This is a genomic window from Bradyrhizobium lablabi, from assembly GCF_900141755.1.
GTDB lineage: Bacteria > Pseudomonadota > Alphaproteobacteria > Rhizobiales > Xanthobacteraceae > Bradyrhizobium > Bradyrhizobium lablabi_A.
This window is the reverse complement of record NZ_LT670844.1, coordinates 4,830,735-4,846,107: the sequence shown is the minus strand read 5'-3', so window position 1 is coordinate 4,846,107 and position 15,373 is coordinate 4,830,735. Positions and strand designations below refer to the sequence as shown.

General features: G+C 61.3%; 14 protein-coding genes and 1 riboswitch. Of the genes, 8 read left to right on the top strand and 6 right to left on the bottom strand.

What is annotated here, in order from left to right; genetic code table 11:
• Positions 1-133: 133 nt before the first annotated feature.
• The 3 genes from B5526_RS22510 to B5526_RS22500 all read right to left on the bottom strand — a co-directional run bounded on the left by B5526_RS22510 (position 134) and on the right by B5526_RS22500 (position 3,825).
• Positions 134-1,186, bottom strand: coding sequence for a hypothetical protein (locus tag B5526_RS22510; protein ID WP_079545193.1), 1,053 nt, complete (start codon positions 1,184-1,186; stop codon positions 134-136).
• A gap of 19 nt (positions 1,187-1,205) precedes the next feature.
• Complete coding sequence (locus B5526_RS22505; protein ID WP_079541753.1) at positions 1,206-2,531, bottom strand: MFS transporter; 1,326 nt, start codon at positions 2,529-2,531, stop codon at positions 1,206-1,208.
• A 157-nt stretch (positions 2,532-2,688) separates the two neighbouring features.
• Positions 2,689-3,825, bottom strand: coding sequence for a 2'-deoxycytidine 5'-triphosphate deaminase (locus tag B5526_RS22500; protein ID WP_154071389.1), 1,137 nt, complete (start codon positions 3,823-3,825; stop codon positions 2,689-2,691).
• Here B5526_RS22500 and B5526_RS38470 point away from each other — a divergent pair.
• Together B5526_RS38470 and B5526_RS22495 are read left to right on the top strand one after the other, a co-directional pair.
• Complete coding sequence (locus B5526_RS38470) at positions 3,785-3,925, top strand: hypothetical protein (protein ID WP_172842085.1); 141 nt, start codon at positions 3,785-3,787, stop codon at positions 3,923-3,925. The two genes, B5526_RS22500 and B5526_RS38470, sit on opposite strands and share 41 nt — an antisense overlap.
• Positions 3,904-3,983, top strand: a riboswitch (SAM riboswitch). Its footprint overlaps the gene before it by 22 nt.
• A gap of 72 nt (positions 3,984-4,055) precedes the next feature.
• Complete coding sequence (locus tag B5526_RS22495) at positions 4,056-5,261, top strand: O-succinylhomoserine sulfhydrylase (RefSeq protein WP_079541750.1); 1,206 nt, start codon at positions 4,056-4,058, stop codon at positions 5,259-5,261.
• A gap of 165 nt (positions 5,262-5,426) precedes the next feature.
• Here the strand turns inward: B5526_RS22495 and B5526_RS22490 are convergent, their stop codons facing one another.
• From B5526_RS22490 to B5526_RS22480, 3 genes are read right to left on the bottom strand one after another with little or no spacing between them, the layout of a single operon-like run.
• Positions 5,427-6,467 (bottom strand): SGNH/GDSL hydrolase family protein, encoded by a 1,041-nt coding sequence (locus tag B5526_RS22490; RefSeq protein WP_079541748.1) that lies wholly within the window; start codon positions 6,465-6,467, stop codon positions 5,427-5,429.
• A gap of 30 nt (positions 6,468-6,497) precedes the next feature.
• Positions 6,498-7,313, bottom strand: a complete 816-nt coding sequence (locus B5526_RS22485; protein ID WP_079541745.1) for an SGNH/GDSL hydrolase family protein — start codon at positions 7,311-7,313, stop codon at positions 6,498-6,500.
• Positions 7,313-8,572 (bottom strand): OpgC domain-containing protein, encoded by a 1,260-nt coding sequence (locus B5526_RS22480; protein WP_079541743.1) that lies wholly within the window; start codon positions 8,570-8,572, stop codon positions 7,313-7,315. The genes B5526_RS22485 and B5526_RS22480 overlap by 1 nt, the downstream gene beginning before the upstream one ends.
• A gap of 255 nt (positions 8,573-8,827) precedes the next feature.
• On the opposite strand from B5526_RS22480, the gene apaG reads away from it, so the two are divergent.
• From apaG to B5526_RS22450, 6 genes are all read left to right on the top strand, one after another.
• Complete coding sequence (apaG, locus tag B5526_RS22475) at positions 8,828-9,220, top strand: Co2+/Mg2+ efflux protein ApaG (RefSeq protein WP_079541741.1); 393 nt, start codon at positions 8,828-8,830, stop codon at positions 9,218-9,220.
• A 620-nt stretch (positions 9,221-9,840) separates the two neighbouring features.
• Positions 9,841-11,475, top strand: a complete 1,635-nt coding sequence (locus B5526_RS22470) for a flavin-containing monooxygenase (RefSeq protein ID WP_079541739.1) — start codon at positions 9,841-9,843, stop codon at positions 11,473-11,475.
• A 76-nt stretch (positions 11,476-11,551) separates the two neighbouring features.
• Positions 11,552-12,256 carry a flavodoxin family protein gene (locus B5526_RS22465; protein WP_079541737.1) on the top strand — a complete coding sequence of 235 codons (705 nt, stop codon included), beginning with the start codon at positions 11,552-11,554 and terminating at the stop codon, positions 12,254-12,256.
• A 41-nt stretch (positions 12,257-12,297) separates the two neighbouring features.
• Positions 12,298-12,678, top strand: coding sequence for a DUF427 domain-containing protein (locus tag B5526_RS22460; RefSeq protein WP_079541735.1), 381 nt, complete (start codon positions 12,298-12,300; stop codon positions 12,676-12,678).
• Positions 12,679-12,683: 5 nt separating this feature from the next.
• A complete protein-coding gene (locus B5526_RS22455) occupies positions 12,684-13,412 on the top strand; it encodes an SDR family NAD(P)-dependent oxidoreductase (RefSeq protein ID WP_079541732.1) in 729 nt (242 codons plus the stop codon).
• A gap of 91 nt (positions 13,413-13,503) precedes the next feature.
• Positions 13,504-14,562 carry an SDR family oxidoreductase gene (locus B5526_RS22450; protein WP_079541730.1) on the top strand — a complete coding sequence of 353 codons (1,059 nt, stop codon included), beginning with the start codon at positions 13,504-13,506 and terminating at the stop codon, positions 14,560-14,562.
• Positions 14,563-15,373: the final 811 nt, after the last annotated feature.

Below are 15,373 nucleotides of genomic sequence, written 5' to 3'. Positions count from 1 at the left end.
TCCCTCGGCCCGATCTGCCTGCCGCGCCGCGGTACTTCCTAGCACGATCAAATCCGATTCCACGTGCGTCAGGCGCATGGGCCGCCTGCGCAATTAAGTCGTCGTCGATGTGCCGCAGAGCGGAAAGTCGGGGTTAGCTGATCGACCACACAAATGGCGGCTTTCCGGCGTCCTCCGATCTCATGGAAACGGCGATATGGCGACCGCAGCCGGCGGCGAGCCCCTCGAACAAGCCCTCGATCACCCCAGCGCAGGCGGGATGATAATCGCTGACATCCGCCATCAGCTTCCAGGTCAGTTGCCGGAACTCATAGACGCTATCGTCCTCGCCGACCTCCGCAACATCGTCCTGCGCTTCAAACAACGCGCGCAGAAATCTATCGAATTCTTTCGCGGTCCCCCGCGGCAACAAAAAGCCGCGCGCGATCTCGTCGAAATATTGCATGCCGATCAGTTTGCCGGTGAGGTGCAACAGATAGCCGGCATCTTCGGGGCCGAACAATTGCACCATCACGGGTGCGGCGGTCCGCACATATTCAATGGCGTAATTGCGATAGGCTTTTTCGAGCCGCGGTTTCGGCCAGCTCGCAACCGGCAGGGCCGGCGCCGTCGCGGGATCGAACATCGGCGCTTCGAGATGGTGGGCGAACACCAGGCGCTGCTCGGGCTCGAGCGCGTGATCGTATTCGCAGTAAAAACCTTCGAGGCCGTCCTGGCCGTCGACGCTTTGCTTGGTGCAGACGAAGCCGAGATTGGGATTGCCAAGCGCAACGCCGTTATTGGCGTGCCAGCCGCGCAGCATCGCGCGCGACACTTCGCCGGGCACGCCGCAGATCGCGGTCCCGCGCCAGATCCAGCGCGGCGGCGGATAGCGGATCCAGGCCTTGCGATCGGTCTCAAGCATGTACTCGACATGGACGCCGCCGATCCAATTGGAGAGATAGTGATACTGCGCCGCCGCCACCGCCGGCGGCAGATGGCTGAGCCCGAGTTTTTTTAAGCCCGGCAGGAAACGTTCCTGCTGCTGACGGCGAAACACCCGGAACACGAATTCAGCGGCGTCCGCCGTGCCGCGCCGCGTGACAACGGTCAGGATGAGGCCGGTGAAATAGGCGTGATAGAGATCGGCGACGCTGCGCCACCGCAGCCATGTTACCTCGTCCGTGGCGTCGGCCACTTCCGTCATCCGACGTTGCACCTTTGTTTCAGTCGTCATACTCCCTCGAAATGTCCTGGCCCGTGTAGTCAGGCATGAACGACGCCGCCACAATGCTTATGACCGCGCAAACGGCAATATAGACGGAAATCGCGTAGCCGGAGTGATAGGTGGCGAATAGGGCTGTCGCGATCAGGGGCGCCGGACCGCCAGCAATCACCGACGCAAGTTGATAGCCTAGCGAAGCACCGCTGTAGCGCAATCGCGGCGTAAAGGCCTCCGCGATCAAAGCTGCCTGCGGCCCGTATTGCATGTCGTGCGGGATCAGTGACAGCACGATTGCGATGAACACTAATGACGGAATCGCGGTGTCCACCATTCCGAAATACAGGAAGCCGAACAGGCCCACCGTCGCCGCGCCGATCAGATACATCTTCCTGCGCCCGATGCGGTCGGAGATGTGGCCCGACAGCGGGATGGTGACGAACGAGACACACGAGGCCGCCAGCACTGCGCTCAGGATCAGATCGCGCGACATGTGCAAGGTACCGACCGCGTAAGCGAAGATGAATGCGGTAAAGATATAGAACGGCGCTTGCTCGGAGATCCGCAGCAATGCCGAGAGGATGATCTCTTTCGGATGCTTCTTGAACACCTCGATGATAGGGGTCTTCTCGATCTTCCTGTTGTCCAGCAGCTGCTGGAACACCGGCGTCTCAAGGATGCCAAGGCGAATCCATAGTCCGACCCCGACGAGAACAATCGAGAGCGCGAATGGAAGCCGCCAGCCCCAGGTGTTGAACTGGTCGCCCGTCAACCGGCTGAATGCGAGGACGGCAAGGTTTGACAGGAACAGGCCGCACGGCACGCCGAATTGCGGCCAGGATGCCACCAAGCCGCGTTGACCATGGGTACGCGACCATTCCATCGCCAGCAGCACGGATCCGCCCCATTCGCCGCCGACGCCGATGCCCTGAAGCATCCGCAACACCGTGAGGATGACCGCGCCCCAGATGCCGATTGATGCGTAGGTAGGCACGAAGGCGATGAGGAAGGTTGCGATACCCATGAACAGAAGCGTGGCGATGAGTGTCGCCTTGCGGCCGATGCGATCACCGTAATGACCAAATATCGCCGCGCCGATCGGACGCCCGACGAAGCCGATGAAATAGGTACCAAAGGCCGCGAGCGTCGCCGTTAGAGCATCTTCGTTGGGAAAGTAGAGCTTGCCAAAGATGAGCCCTGCAGCCGTGCCGTAAAGGAAGAAGTCGTACCATTCGATGGCAGTGCCGATCGTTGATGCGACGACCGCCTTGCGCAACTGCGCACTATGCTCGGATGCGGACAACGTCCCATGTGTGATTGCCATGGCCATTGAATTATCCCCTCGCTGGTTGTTTTTCCTTGCCCCGTAGGAACCAGTTCTCCGAGGTTCCTTTTGCGTCGATGCTACAATCAGGCCGGGGTGACCGAAAGGCGCATTTCGTCGAAGGCCCTAGCAATGCTGCATCGCAGGAGAATTGCGCGGCTGGCTATACCCGAAAATGCTTGCTCAGCTTCAGGCCCTGGGCCTGATAGTTGGAGCCGATGCGCTGGCCGTACAAGGCGTCAGGCCGCGCCAGCATTTTTTCGTAGACCAGGCGGCCGACGATCTGGCCGTGCTCGAGGATGAACGGCACCTCGCGCGAGCGCACTTCCAGCACCGCACGGGAACCTTGTCCGCCGGCCCCTGCATAACCGAAACCGGGATCGAAGAAGCCCGCATAATGCACGCGAAACTCGCCAACCAGCGGATCGAACGGCACCATCTCCGCGGCGTAATCCGGCGGCACCTGGACGGCTTCTTTCGATGCGAGAATATAGAATTCGCCGGGATCGAGAATGAGGCTGCCGTCAGGCCGGGCCGAAATCGCTTCCCAGAATTCATCGACCGCGTAGCCGCCGCGGCGGTCGATATCGACCACGCCGGTATGGCGCTTGGCGCGATAGCCGACAAAGCCGTTGGCGTTTTCGCCGGAAAGGTCGACGCTGAGCGCCACGCCATTGGCGAGATCGGCGTCATCGATATCGACCAGCCGCTCCAGATCGTGCAGCGCATCGAGCTCGTCGGCGTTGAGGATGGCATCGCCAGTGCGGAAACGCACTTGCGACAGCCGCGATCCCTCGCGCAGCAACACCGGGAAAGTCTTTGGGCTGATCTCGGCATAGAGCGGGCCGTGATAGCCGGCACCGATCATGTCGAACCGCCGCGTGCCGTCAGCGATCACGCGGGTGAACACGTCCAATCGCCCGGTCGAGCTTTTCGGGTTGGCGGCGGCGACGATTTCCGGCGGCAGCGCGAGCGACTCCAGTAGCGGCACGATGTAGACGCAGTTGGTTTCCAGCACCGCGCCGTCGGTGAGATCGATTTCGTGCAGCTTCAATTCGTCGATGCGCTCGGCCACCGTCGCGCCCGGCCCCGGCAAGAAACTCGCCCGCACCCGATAGGCGATGTCGCCAAGGCGGAGGTCGAGGCTCGCGGGCTGGATCTGGCTTTCGACAAAGGGATAGGCCGGCAGGATCAGGCCGGCGTCGGCCATCGCCGCGATCATGCGGTCGGGCAGAATGCCGTTGGCGTCGGGTTGAAGCGTGAACGACACGATTAAGGTCCTTGAAGCGGCTTTCGCCATCCAGACGCTGAAAATAGGGCCTTTTACCGGTTATCCGATGGCCGCCTTGACGGAAAGGGCGCGAGCGAATAAGAGCATGACTTATCCCGTGGTGATTTGAGCCGGCCGGCTTGCAGCCACGTTAAATAAGTCGCTAAACAGGCCGGGGACACGTGTGATCCCGGCCCAATGGAATTTTCCAGGCCGGTTTTTTTGTGACCATTTTTGAAGGTGGTCACGATGGAGGTCACATGTCTGAGTCTGCCGCATCCAAATCGTCCACCGCCCGCTACCGCCCCGAAACAAGGCTGGTCCATTCCGGCACCCTTCGCTCGCAATTCGGCGAGACCTCCGAGGCGATGTTTCTCACGCAAGGGTATGTCTACGACAGCGCCGAGCAATGCGAGGCGCGCTTCAAGGGCGAGGACCCCGGCTACATCTATTCGCGCTATTCCAATCCGACGATTGCGATGTTCGAACGCCGCATGATCGAGCTCGAGGGCGCCGAAGCCGGCCGCTCGACCGCGACCGGCATGGCCGCGGTGACGACGGCGGTGCTGGCCCCCCTGAAAGCCGGCGATCATGTGGTGGCCTCCAAGGCGATGTTCGGATCGTGCCGCTATGTGGTGGAAGACCTGTTGCCGCGCTACGGCATTGCGTCCACGCTGGTCGACGGCCTCGATCTCGACCAGTGGAAGAAGGCGATGCGGCCGAACACCAGGAGCTGTTTTCTCGAAAGCCCGACCAATCCGACACTCGACGTGCTCGATATCTCCTCTATCGCGGAAATCGCCCATCAAGCCGGCGCGCGGCTGATCGTCGACAATGTGTTTGCGACGCCGATCTGGCAGAGCCCGCTTGCACTCGGCGCCGACGTCGTGGTGTATTCCGCGACCAAGCACATCGACGGCCAGGGCCGCTGCCTCGGCGGCATGATCTTGAGCTCCGAAGCGTTCATTGCCGAGCACCTGCATAACTTCATGCGTCAGACCGGGCCGTCGCTGTCGCCGTTCAACGCCTGGGTGCTGTTGAAGGGATTGGAGACGCTTGCGGTGCGCGTGCGCGCCCAGACCGACACAGCCGCGAAGGTCGCGGATGCGCTGGCGCGACACCCAAAAATCTCGCGGCTGATCTATCCCGGCCGCGCCGATCATCCGCAGGCCGATTTGGTCAAGAAGCAGATGCGCGCCGGCTCGACGCTGGTCGGCTTCGAGGTCAAGGGCGGCAAGGCGGCGGCGTTCCGCTGCCTCAACGCGCTGAAGGTTTCGCGCATCTCCAACAATCTCGGCGACGCCAAGAGCCTCGTCACCCATCCGGCCACCACCACGCATCAGCGGCTGACACCGGAAGCGCGCGCCGAACTCGGCATCAGCGAAGGTTTTGTCAGGTTCTCGGCCGGGCTCGAACATCCCGATGATCTGATCGAGGATTTGCAGGCGGCGCTGGAGCAGGCGTGAGGCGAATACGAAAAATCCGTCGTCGTCCCTGCGAAAGCAGGGACCCATAACCACCGATGCTCGTTGCGAGCGAAGCCGTCGCCCACTTTCTTCCCACGGCTCCGCCGCGGCGTATGGGTCCCTGCGTTCGCAGGGACGACGATTGTAAATGGTGCCGCCATAACCTCACATCGGCCGATACCTCTGCACGGCGGCGGGGACGTTGACGCCGAGCTTGATCTGGCCGACCGACTTGATGATGTCGTCGCCGAGCAGTTGCGCGAAGCAGGCGTAGCCCCAGTCATTCATGTGCAGCCCGTCGGCAATGACAAAGCTCTCGACCGGGAGCGCCTGCTTCTCGTGCCATTCGCGCATCACCTCGAAGCGCGGGAAAATGCCGACATGGCGCAACGCGGCGACCTTGCCGAGCAGCCCGACCATCTTGCTCGCGCTTTCGGCGCGCTCGGTCACCCGCGGAGAATATTGCGGATCGACCAGCACCACATCGGCACCCGTGGCCTGAATGCGCGCGACGCCCTCCTCCACCATCTTGGCGGTCTCGGCGGGATCGAGATTGCGCAGTACGGCGTTGGTGCCGACCTGCCAGATCACGAGATCCGGCTTCGCATCGATCACCTCCGCCTGCAGCCGCTTCATCATCTCGGGCGCATCATCGCCACCCCTGCCGCGATTGAGAACGGTGATGTCGGCGCCCGGATATTGCCGGCGCAGCTGCGCGGCCAGCCGGTTGGGATAGGCGTATTCGGGTGACGACGTGCCGTAGCCCTGCGTCGAAGACGATCCGAAGGCGACGATCACCACCGGCTGCCCCGCAGCGAGCTTGCCCGCCACATGCGGCAGCGAGCCCATCGACTTGGCGCCGCCCTTCGGCGGCAGGCACGGCACGCGGCCGAAAATATCGCCGGCCGATTTCGCGGCCTGTTTTGCCTTTTCTACCGCCTTGGTGGTGAGGCTCTTTTGCTGCGACGGATCTGGCTGGTCGACGGCTGCGCCATTGCCGGTGCCGTTCGTCTGCGCGGCAGGCGGCTGGGTGCTGTCAGGTTTGGCGCTATCGGATTTGGCAACGTCGGATTGCGTCGGCTGCCGGGCGGCCTGGGCCGCTTGCGCGCGCGCAGGCGGCGTCGAGGCCGGCGACAGCAGGGTAAGCGCCGCGGCGGCGCATACGGCCAGCGATGTCGTTCGGAAGAAAGGGCGGGCAAGACTCATCAACACTCAGTCCTCATTAACGCTAAATCCTCAATTCTGCTGGGCTGGGCCGAGATGGGCGGCGTCGATGATGAATTTCGACAGCGCCCGGCCAAGGCAATCGTGCACGCGCTTGGCGAGTTCGATGCCATGAAACGTGCTGAACAGATCGAAATCGCCCTGCTCGTTCCACTGGCGCATGATCGCGAAGCGGTCGAACAGCGGAACGTCGTGCTGCTGCGCCACCACGCGCATATTATCTAGGTATGGCGGCGCGGAAATCATGGTCTCGGTACGCGGGCTATATTGCAAATTCATCAGGATCACGTCGGCACCCGCATTTTGCATCGCAGCAACCCCTTCGTCGACGGCGCTGCGAAAATCCTCGGGATCGACCGATCGCACCGCATCGACGGTGCCGGTCTGCCAGATAACCAGGGTAGGCTTTTTGCCTTCCAAAAGCTTGGCGAGGCCGGGGGCTAATTCTTCGGCGGTCTTCTTTACCTGCAGTTCTACGGACAGGTTGACCGTAACCGAGGGCAGCTTCTCGCGCAGCATCGCCTGCAGCCGGTCCGGATAGGCCAATCCCTCGGCGGTGTTGAGGGTCGACGAGCGGCTCCCGATCACCAGAATATCCAGCAAATGGCGGCTCTTTACGGCCTCCGTGACCTTGGGAAGCGCGCTATCGGTCGCGAGCAGGTATTCCGGGACCTCGCAGCTTTGCGGCGCATCTCCGGGGCGCGCAGGCGTATCTTGGGCGCGCGCAGGCGCATCCTGGGCGGGCGCGGGGGCATCTTCGGCGCGCGCGGGCGCCGCGGTCAAAAGACCGGCCAACAGCATCAGGCCCAGGATGGCTCCTGAGTTCATCAACCCCCTCCTGCCAAATCAGCATTGCCGCCGGTGCTTTTTGTGCGTGAGGCACCCTTGTCGGCGGAGTGCTTGTACCACGAAATAACCCAGGCCACGGCGCACATGATCAGGATTCCGGAAATACTGATAACGAAATGCAGTGCTGCACCGCCGGAAACCTCGGCAAGGACAAAATGCCCGGCAAACGCCAGGAAGACACCGAGGCAGAAAATCTCAAGGGAATGCTGCCCGCACAGGATCAGCGGCTTGAGCCAGGGCGATTTCAATCCGGGCCAGTCCCTCGGCAGGAAACGCACAGTGATCGCCGCCAGCGCCAGAAAATGCGCGAACCGCAGCACGTCGAGATCGGTCTTGTCGATCGGATACATCCATTGTTCGAGTAGCCGCGGCATCAGATGGTTCAATTGCGGGATGTACCAGGTCAGCGTCACCAAGAACGCCGCGAACAGATAGGCAAAAGAAATCCACAGCGTGACCGGCGAGGAGAGAAGCCGCGTCATCCGCTTGGCGCCGCTGAGCGCGCACCAGGCGCCGAATACGAACAATAATTGCCAGGCGAGCGGGTTGAAGGCCCAGTAGCCGTTCGGATAGGCCGACAGATACCAGTCATAATGCCAGGTCAGGGCATACAGCAGAACCGAGAGCGCCAGCGCGATGTCGGCCTTCCATCTCATCAGCCACAGGATCACGGGGAGAAACAGCATCAGCACGATATAGAGCGGCAGCACGTCCATGTTGACGGGCCGGAATCGCAACAGCAGCGCCTGGACGATGGTGGCGTCGGGCTGTTTCAAGAAATCCATGATCCCCATTTCTTCGGAATAAAGCGGGTTCTCGAAACTGGTGGCGACATAGGAAATCTCCGCCAGAAAGATCGTGAACAGGAACACATGCGCGACATAGATCTGCCAGACCCGGCGCAGGATGCGCGCGGTCGCGACCACGAAGCCGACCTCCAGCATGGCGCGGCCGTAGACAAAGGCCGCGGTGTAGCCGGAGATGAAGATGAAGATTTCGGTGGCGTCGCTGAAGCCGTAATTGCGGAGCGTGAACCAGGTCAGGATATTGGGCGGCAGGTGGTCGATGAAGATCAGCCACAGCGCGAGCCCTCGAAACAGATCGAGCCGCAATTCGCGCTCGCCGCCCACAGGAAGCGAGAACGTCGGCAGCGCCGGCGCAGCTGCAGCGTCGGAGGCAAGCGCAGCCGCCTGCGTCGCGAGCGGTGGTCCGGCGATTCGATCGGCAATTGACGTCATCTGGCACCGGTTTTGGGCAGTCGCGTTGCGCACTTGCCCGGCACGAAAGCTTGCTTCGGCCGATAGTATCGGCCCTGCAGTTGCAAGCAAGCGACGCGGGCCGCGGCCGCGCGGGAGCGCTTTAGGTTGGAACTGTGTTGAAACGGCGATCTTAAGATTTCTGCCCGCGGGGATGCCGCCATGCCGGGCGGGCGATTGGTTCCGCGCGAACTTTTCGCTAAGATGCCGCCTTGAGGATTCTGGAACATCGTACGCATGTACCGCGCCGTTACCCGCCAGATCGAAGTCACCGTCGAGCCGCATTTCATGCCGGACCGCTCGTCGGTCGAAAAGCATGAATATTTCTGGTCCTACACCATCGTCATCACCAATAACGGCGAGGAGACGGTACAACTGCTGAGCCGGTTCTGGATCATCACCGACGCCTCAGGCCACAAAAAAGAAGTTCCCGGCAAGGGCGTGGTCGGCGAGCAGCCGGTGCTCGCCCCGGGCGAGCGCTTCGAATATACCAGCGGCGTGCCGCTTCCGACCACGTCCGGCTTCATGACCGGGCGCTATCAAATGGTGAGCGAGAGCGGCGAGCGGTTCGAGATCGACGTGCCGACGTTCTCGCTCGACAGCCCGGACATCAAGCGGGTGTTGAACTAGCTTCGGGCACTTCGCCGCTTCACAACAGCTGTCATACCCCGCGCATGCGGGGTATCCAGTACGCCGCGGCTTTTCGGTTCTATTGCTGATGTCTCTGGAATACTGGATCACCCGCCGGAGCCTGTCATCGGGCGGCGCGTTGCGCCGACCCGGTGGCGGGTGATGACAGTGGAGGGGTGGCTACGGATTCAATTTCAAACAGCCGCAGCTTCGCGATCTCGCCGCGTGTTTTGCGCGAGGTTTTGCAAGAACATTCCGCCCTCTGAATGAAGAGGGCGCAGGGAATGCCGGGCGCTCGATGCGCCCGCAGCCTCGCGTGTAGAAAAAAACACGCGAGTTAGTCACCACGGTCACATCGGAACAACCCGGCATTCCCCGCGCTACCCCGCCGTCAAGTAAAATTCGGAAATTCCGAAATTATTCGACGTGTCGTTTTGCCCCGGCCCTCCCCGGCGTCCTGGCAGCAAGCCTCCGCATTTAGGGCTCCATTGGAATAAGCCATATCCCTTTCCGCGCCTTCCGGCGACGCGGTGAATAGATAGCTCGGCTCAAACGAAATGCCCTCGGGTTTCCGGGCGCCCCACCGCTAACTGATCCTGTCCGGGAAGGAATCAAACCATATGAGCACGACTAACGCGAAACGGACGGACAATGGCGGGAGCCAGGATCTCGACGTCATCATCGTCGGCGCGGGATTCGCCGGCCTCTATCTGCTTGACCGTCTGCGCAGCATGGGCATGGCCGTTCAAGTGTTTGAGGCCGGGGGCGGTCTTGGCGGCGTCTGGTATTGGAATTGTTATCCCGGGGCCCGCGTCGATTCTTCCGGCCCGATCTATCAATATTCGCGCGACGACCTGTGGCGGAAATGGCAGTTCAGCGAACTCTATCCGTCGTGGCAGGAACTCCGCGAGTATTTCCGCTACGTAGACGAAAAACTCGGCCTCAGTCGGGACATTCGCTTCAACAGACGCGTGAATGAGGCGGAGTTCGACCCGGCGCGCAATCGTTGGATTGTCCGGTCAAACGATGGCTCCGTCGCAAGTGCTCGCTATTTCGTGCTCTGCACCGGTTTCGGTTCGAAGCCCTACGTACCGGACCTGCCAGGCCTGAGCGATTTCGCAGGCGAGCGCCATCACACCGCGCTTTGGCCGCAGCAGGGTCTTGATATGGCCGGCAAGCGGGTCGGGGTCGTCGGTACGGGGGCGAGCGGCGTGCAGGTGGCTCAGGAAGCCGCCGGCGTGGCGGCTCACCTCACGGTCTTCCAGCGCACGCCGAATTTGGCGTTACCGATGCGACAGACGAAGCTCGACGACGACACAATTCGCCGCATGAAGGAAAAGTATCCGGAGATATATGACAGGCGCACGAAGACCTTCGCCGGGTTCGACTACGATTTCCTTGCGAAGTCTGCGTTCGAGGTGTCCGATGACGAGCGGCAAGCGATCTTCGAGCGGCTGTGGGAGATGGGTGGCTTTGCGCCATGGCTTGGCACGTTCAACGACATTTTTGTGAATGAAGAAGCCAACCGTGCCGCCTATAAATTCTGGCGCGACAAAACGCGGGCGCGGATCAACGATCCTGCCGTTGCCGAGATGCTCGCGCCCACGGAGCCGATTCACCCCTTCGGCGTCAAGCGGCCGTCCCTTGAACAGCACTTTTATGAGGTCTTCAATCGAGACAATGTGAGTCTCGTTGATCTCCGCACCGCCCCCATCGAAAGAGTGACGCGCAGCGGGATCAGGACGACGGCCGGCGAGCATGACCTGGACATTCTTGTGCTGGCCACCGGCTTTGACGCGGTGACCGGCGGGCTGACCAGCATCGATATCCGCGGCACGCAGGGCGAGACGCTGCGGGAGAAGTGGGCGAAGGGCGTTCGCGCCCATCTCGGAATGGCCGTGGCGGGCTTTCCGAATCTCCTGTTCGTTTACGGCCCGCAAAGCCCGAACGCGTTCTGCAACGGGCCGACTTGCGCCGAGGTACAGGGAGACTGGGTCGCTCGACTGCTGGATCACCTTCGCCAACGCAATCACACGCGGATCGAGGCAACGGTCGCCGCGGAGGAAGCGTGGCGAGCGCAAGTGCTCGAACTGGCGGACGCTACCCTCTTCCCACGCGCCGACTCCTGGTATCTCGGCGCGAACATTCCCGGCAAGCCGCGCGAGATGCTGGCCTTCACCGGTGGTCTGCCGGCCTACCTGGCAAAATGCAGGGAAAGCGCCGAACGAGGCTACGAGGGATTCGCGATCAGTTAAGTTTCGACCCAACCCCAATGCCCGACGCGCCGCTCTTGCCGCCGTCGTCGGACCTGACCCCGAACCAAGAGGACCCATGTCAGTTCCAGTCAAAATCGTCGTCGTCTATCACAGCGGATATGGTCACACCGTGAAGATCGCCGAGGCAGTCGCGCGTGGTGCAGCGGCCATCAATGGCGCCAGCGTAGAACTTGTCACCGCCGAACAGGCGCCCGGCCGATGGGAGCTTCTCGATGGCGCAGACGCCATCATCATGGGCGCTCCCACCTACATGGGTAGCCTGTCAGCACCGTTCAAAGCGTTCATGGATGCAACCTCGCGTCTCCAATATGTCGAGAAGCGCTGGGAAGGCAAAGTCGCCGCAGGCTTCACCAATGGCGCCTCCCGCGGCGGCGACAAGCAGAACTCGCTGGTCCAGCTGATGACATTTGCGGCCCAGCACCAGATGCATTGGGTCAATCTCGGGATGAACTATGGGAATAATCGCTCCTACACCAACGAGGACATCCTCAACCGCGACAGCTACACGCTGGGGATGGCCGGCCAGGCCGACATGGACCAGAGCGGCGATGTTGCCCCGCCGTCCTCCGATCTTCGGACGGCGGAGTTCCTTGGCCGCCGAGTGGCCGAGGTCGCGCAGGAGCTGTCGGCTGGCCGGGCGACGCTCGGCCGGCCGGCTAACCGCGGCGTTTCGGGTGGTGCCGACAATCAGGATCCGGAGGGCCGGGGCGTGATGGCATTGCAACGCTATCAAGCCGGCACTCGACTGATCAGCGCCTGAGGATTGACGCGACCCGCCTCCAATTCAGAAGGAGACAGACCATGGCTGACAAGCCGGTGAAGATTCCGGGGCCCGACCACCCTATTTCGATCGAAGCGAACCCATCTCGCGTCGTGGTCAAAGTCGGCGGAAAAATTATCGCCGACACACGCGATGCGTTGACGCTTCGCGAGGCGTCCTATCCGCCCGTTCAGTACATCCCCCGTCGCGATGTCGATATGGCCGCGCTCGCGCGTAGCGAACACACGACGTATTGCCCCTACAAGGGCGAGGCTTCCTACTACAGCATTCCCTCCGGCGGGGATCGCTCCCTCAATGCGGTGTGGACGTACGAGACCCCATTTGAAGCGATGGCGCTCATCAAGGATTACGTCGCCTTCTACACCGACCGTGTCGACGAGATTCGCCAGCAAAAGGACTGACGATAATGAGCAAGTTGCAGGGCAAGGTGGCCGTGGTTAGCGGAGGCACCGCGGGCATAGGTTTCGCGACGGCGAAGCGGTTCGTCGATGAAGGCGCCTACGTCTTCATAACGGGGCGCCGCCAAAAGGAACTCGACGAGGCGGTGAAGGCGATCGGCAGCAACGTCGTAGGCGTCCGGGGGGACGTCTCCAAACTTCCGGACCTCGATCGACTGTACGAGACCGTGAAGGCGAAGGGAAAGATCGATGTCCTGGTCGCCAATGCCGGCATCGGCGAATTCGCTCCCTTGGCGAGCCTCACTGAGGAGCATTTCGACAAGCTCTTCGATCTCAACGTGAAGGGCACGCTATTCACGGTGCAAAAGGCCTTGCCCCTGATGAACGATGGAGGGTCGATCATTCTCATCGGCTCCGTCGCAAGCGTCAAAGGCACAGCTTCCTTCGGTACCTACGGCGCGACCAAGGCGGCGGTTCGCAATCTGGTGCGAACCTGGACCGTGGAGTTGAAGGACCGTCGCATTCGCTCGAACGTCCTGAGCCCCGGTCCGATCAAGACGCCCCTGATGGATCTCCAACCGCCGGACATCATTGCAAGGATCGTCGCCACCATTCCGATGGGACGCATAGGAGAGCCGGACGAAGTCGCCAAGGCAGCGGTATTCCTGGCCTCGGACGATTCCAGCTTCGTCACGGGCATCGAACTGTTCGTCGATGGCGGGCGAGGTCAAGTTTGAGAGGTCAGGTTTGATCGGCCGAAGCCCAGGCGGCGCGGCGGAAGTGAAGTTGCGGCCCTGATCTCGGGGTGAGGTAAAGGAGAGACGACAGATGTCGAAGGCGAAGCGTACCGCACTTGTCACAGGGGCCTCCGGCCTGGCCGGCGGTTATATGCTAACTCACCTGCTGGAGCAGGGCGGCTGGGATGTCGTTGCGGTGTCGCGCCGCAAACCGAAGATCCCCGGCAACTATAGGCACGTCGCCGTGGATCTTCTCGATCCGGCCGACTGTCGGGCAAAACTCGCCCCCCTCACTGATATCTCCCACCTGTTCTATCTGGCGATCACGGAGCGCGCCGATCCCGGTGAGACGGTGTCGGCGAACGCCAACATGTTCTTCAACCTCGTAAAGACCGTCGAGGCTGCCTCGGGAGCGCTCGAGCATGTCCATCTCTCTCAGGGCACCAGGTGGTACGGAAACCACCTCGGTCCCTACAAAACTCCGACCAAGGAGGACGATCCGCGGCACATGCCGCCGAATTTCTATTACGACCAGCAGGACTTTCTCGAACAACTCCAGAAAGGCAAGCGCTGGACGTGGTCGGTGGGGCGTCCGCACGCGGTCTGCGGTTTCTCCACGGGAGGCCCGATGAACCTGACCTTGGCGATCGCTGTCTATGCGAACATCTGCAAGGCCTTGGGGCTGCCGCTCAGCTTTCCAGGCAAGCCAGGCGCCTATACCGCACTCTACCAATGCACGGATGCGGCTCTGCTGGCAAAGGCCGTCGAGTGGATGGCGACCGATCCGAAATGCGCGAACCAGGCCTTTAACATCACCAATAGTGATCTTATCAGATGGCAGAATCTCTGGCCTAGATTCGCCAATTTCTTCGACATGGAGCTGGCTCCGCCACGACACATCAACCTTTCGCGATCGATGGCCGACAAGGGCCCGATCTGGGATCGGATCGTCGAAAAAAACGGATTGCAGAAATACCGCTTCGAAGAGATTGCGGCCTGGGGCTATCCGGACGGCGTATTCGCTTCCGACTACGATATCGTCTCCGATACCAGCAAGGCCCGCCGTTTCGGATTCCACGAGCTAGTTGACACCGAGGAGATGTTTCTTCGGATGTTTTCGGATTTTCGACGCGACCGGATCATTCCGTAACCTATCAAGCGGTCTCGGCACGCGTTCCGCGCTGACGGTCGTCGGCGGCGCAGATCTAAGCCATGCCGTTATATGATGGCTGTCATTCCATTGACAGTCGCGGTTCAGGTCGTATCTGTCCGAGATAAAGGCGAGCTTGCACGACAACCTCGCGAGGGTTGGCGAAGTTCACATTCTCGGCATGGGTTTACCCGAAGGGATTCGACGATGACTAAATTCAAACTTCTCAGCGTGGCCGCGATTCTGTCGGCGGTGATCGCGACCCCAGCAATTGCACAACAGGCCGTCCAAGAACCCGGCATGCAGGCGTTTTACCAGAGCTTGGGCGTTGGTTCCGGCAGAAGCACGTGGGCCGGCGCTATGACGTCTGTAGGCGGCTCATATGCGCGCGCGCCGTCGAGACATCATGCGCGCGCGTCAGCGAAGCATTAGGCCGGCGCTCACAAGCTATGACAGAGCCCGCAAATGGGCGCAGTGAGAGTCCGTGGCAGTAACTGCGCTCATCGCTTCGATTGTCGATCGATGTCGCAATAGGAGCTGACGGGGAAGGGTGCGAAGTCGATGCGGTTGTGATGCGCACCCAGATCGCGTTCTAGAGCGTGATGACTTTTCTTCGAATCGTCATCCCGCTCGATCTTTTTGTTTGAGCATGATCTTTTCGGAAAACCGGTAGCCACTTTTCCGGATCATGCTCTAGGCAAAAGCAGCGATCGATCGGTTCACCTCCATCAAGCTTGAGCGCCCTTCCTATTCCATTTCGTGGTAGAAGGCGCAGGAAGGAGCAGTGGCGTTTTTCCTGATGGAGCGCTAA